The 3308-nt window shown below is 71.0% G+C and carries 1 protein-coding gene and 1 pseudogene; both read left to right on the top strand.

The features are described 5' to 3' along the window. The first annotated feature begins 219 nt into the window (after window positions 1–219). Entirely contained in the window at window positions 220–2688 is a 2469-nt protein-coding gene (locus GH736_RS19595; protein WP_159606327.1) for an ATP-dependent helicase, read from the top strand. Further along, window positions 2685–3308, top strand: a pseudogene (locus GH736_RS19590) (FUSC family protein); the annotation flags it as partial. The gene GH736_RS19595 and the pseudogene GH736_RS19590, both read left to right, overlap by 4 nt.

Genomic DNA, 3308 nt, shown 5'->3' with positions numbered 1-3308 from the left:
CGCTCGGCGGTCGGGACTCGAGGCGCCGATGCCCTGCGCGGCGCTGTCGCCGATGGCGACGTAGAGCAGCTCGCCCCGTACCTTCGCGTGGTCGCTCCACCACTTCGAGTGCACGGGCAAACTCCGAGATGTTCTCTTCGGTGAGCGTCCGCGGCATCCGTCGGCGGGTGCGGAGCGGGCGGCGTCGCTGTCGGATGCCGCGCCTAGAATTGGAGGGACATGACGCTGATCCTCGACCCCGACGACCCGGCCGGCTGGCGCGAGGCGCCCACCGCACCCGCCGCCACGAGCGGCTCGCGCCTCACCGACGGACTGAACCCCGAGCAGCGGGAGGCCGTCGAGTACCGCGGCCAGGCACTGCTCATCGTGGCGGGCGCCGGCTCGGGCAAGACCCGGGTGCTCACGCATCGCATCGCCAGCCTCATCGAGAGCCGCGAAGCGTGGCCGAGCCAGATCCTGGCGATCACATTCACCAACAAGGCCGCGGCCGAGATGCGCGAGCGCGTGCAGGCGTTGCTCGGCGACAGCGCCAGCGGCATGTGGATCTCGACGTTCCACTCGGCATGCGTGCGCATCCTGCGCCGTGAGGCCGAGTCCATCGGGCTCTCCTCGACGTTCACGATCTACGACTCCGCCGACCAGCGCACCATCCTCAAGCGCATCATCAAGGAGCTCGACGCCGACACCATGGGCTTCACGCCGGCGAGCGCGCAGGCGAAGATCTCGAAGCTGAAGAACGAGCTGGCCGACGTCGAGACGTACGCGCGCAACGCGAACACGAACGACCCGCAAGAGGTCATGTTCCTCGAGATCTTCCGGCAGTACTCGCGTCGGCTCCGCGATGCGAGCGCGCTCGACTTCGACGACCTGATCGCCGAGACGGTCTACCTCTTCCGCGCGTTCCCCAAGGTCGCGTCGCTCTACCAGCGCCGGTTCCGCCACATCCTGGTCGACGAGTACCAGGACACGAACCACGCGCAGTACGCGCTCATCCGCGAGCTCACCCAGGCGGTGCCCGCCGACCGGGTGGTCGAGATGGAGCAGCACGGCGTCAACGTGGCCCCGCTGGTGGATGCCTCGGGCGGCATCCCGGGCGCCAGCCTGACCGTGGTCGGCGACTCCGACCAGTCGATCTACGCCTTCCGCGGCGCCGACATCCGCAACATCGTCGAGTTCGAGCGGGACTTCCCCGGTGCGAAGGTCGTGCTGCTCGAGCAGAACTACCGCTCGACCCAGAACATCCTGTCCGCGGCGAACGCGGTCATCTCGAACAACTTCGACCGCAAGGAGAAGAAGCTCTGGACGGCCGACGGCGACGGCGACCGCATCACCGGCTACACGGGATACACCGCGCATGACGAGGCCCAGTTCGTCGCCGACGAGATCGAGGTGATGCACCGCGCCGGCGTCGCCTACCGCGACATCGCCGTGTTCTACCGCACCAACGCGCAGACGCGAGCGCTCGAGGAGATCTTCGTTCGCTCGGCGCTGCCGTACCGCGTCGTGGGCGGCACGAAGTTCTACGAGCGCGCCGAGATCAAGGACGCCATGGCGTACCTCATCGCCGTGGCGAACCCACTCGACGAGCTCGCCCTGCGTCGCATCCTGAACACCCCCAAGCGCGGCATCGGCCCGGCCACCGAGACTGCGCTCGCGAGCTTCGCCGAGCAGAACGCGCTGACGTTCCGCCAGGCGATGCGGGCGGCCGACGGCCTCGGCCTCGGCCCGAAGGTCACGGGCGCCATCACCAGGGTCGCCGACGTGCTCGATGAGGCGGCGGCCATGCTGGTGCCGTCGTCGCGCGGCATCGCCGAGGGCACGAACGAGGGCGCCTCGAAGGTCTCCGACGTGCTCGTGTTCCTGCTCGAGAGCTCGGGGCTCATCGACGCGCTCCGCAACAGTCGCGACCCGCAAGACGAGACCCGCGCCGAGAACGTCGAGGAGCTCGTCGCGCAGACCCGCGACTTCGACCGCGAGAACCCGGGCGCCACGCTCGTCGACTTCCTCACCCAGGTCTCGCTCGTGGCCGCGGCCGACGAGCTCGACGACGCCTCCGGCACGGTCTCGCTCATGACGCTGCACACGGCGAAGGGCCTCGAGTACCACGCGGTGTTCCTCACCGGCCTCGAGGAGGGCCTGCTGCCGCACCAGATGTCGGCGTCCGAGCCCGGCGGCCCCGCCGAGGAGCGGCGCCTGTTCTACGTCGGCATCACCCGCGCGCGCAAGCGGCTCTTCCTGTCGCTGGCGATGAGCCGCGCGCAGTTCGGCGAGGTGGCCGTCGCCATGCCGTCGCGCTACCTCAGCGAGATCCCCGAGGGGCTCATCGACTGGAAGCAGTCGCCCGGCATGGCCAACTCGCGCGGCGGCACCCAGCCGCGGGCCCTCAACGCGCGGCGCGGCCCGGGCCAGGGCGGCGCGTGGGGCACTCGCGACCGCGACCTCGAGCGGTTCAGCGTCACGAAGAGCGCCGGCCCCAAGACCGAGTGGGCGAACCGCGTGACCGGCACGGTGCGCGACAACGGCGACCTCACGCTCGCCGCCGGCGACCGCATCCGTCACGTCGACTTCGGCGACGGCAAGGTCACGCAGGTCACGGGCGAGGGCACCAAGCGCATCGCGCACGTGGCGTTCGACACCGCGGGCCAGAAGAAGCTCCTGATCAAGATCGCGCCGATCGAGAAGCTGTGACCGCGGGCACCCCCGCTGCCGACTCGCGTGGATGGCGCAGCCTCGAGGTCGAGGTCGCGTTCCGCGCGGCCGTCGCCGCGGTCGTGCCGCTCACGATCCTCGTGCTCGTCGGGCGCCCCGACCTGGCGCCGTACGCGGCGTTCGGCGGCATGGCCGCGATCTTCGGTCGTGGCGAGCGGTACCGGGTGCGCGCACGCACCGTGATCGTGGCGGCGACCGGCCTCGTCGTGAGCGTCGCTGCGGGCACGGCGCTGGCCGCGGCATCCGCCCCCCTGTGGTTCGAGGCGATCGTGCTCCTGGCCCTCATCGCGGCGGGCGTCGTGGTCGTGAACGCCGCCCCGCTCTCGCCGCCGACCACGCTGTTCTTCGTGTTCGGGCTCCTCGTCTGCGCGCAGGTGCCGACGCCCGCCGGCGAGCTCGTGCTCCGCATCGGCATCGCCGTCGTGTCGGCCGCCTTCGCCGTGGCGCTCACCCTGTCGGGCTGGCTCCTGCGCCGCTTCGGCGGCGAGGCGGCGCGCGCCGTGCTGAAGGATCTGCCGAGGGCGCCCGTTCCGCGCCCGGGTGCCGTGCGCGATCCGCGCGTGTGGCTGAGCGTCTCGCAGAACGGGGCTGGTGCGCTC

Source organism: Agromyces humi (assembly GCF_009720255.1).
GTDB lineage: Bacteria > Actinomycetota > Actinomycetes > Actinomycetales > Microbacteriaceae > Agromyces > Agromyces humi.
The sequence above is the reverse complement of the archived record's forward strand: the minus strand, read 5'-3'. Positions and strand labels throughout refer to the sequence as shown.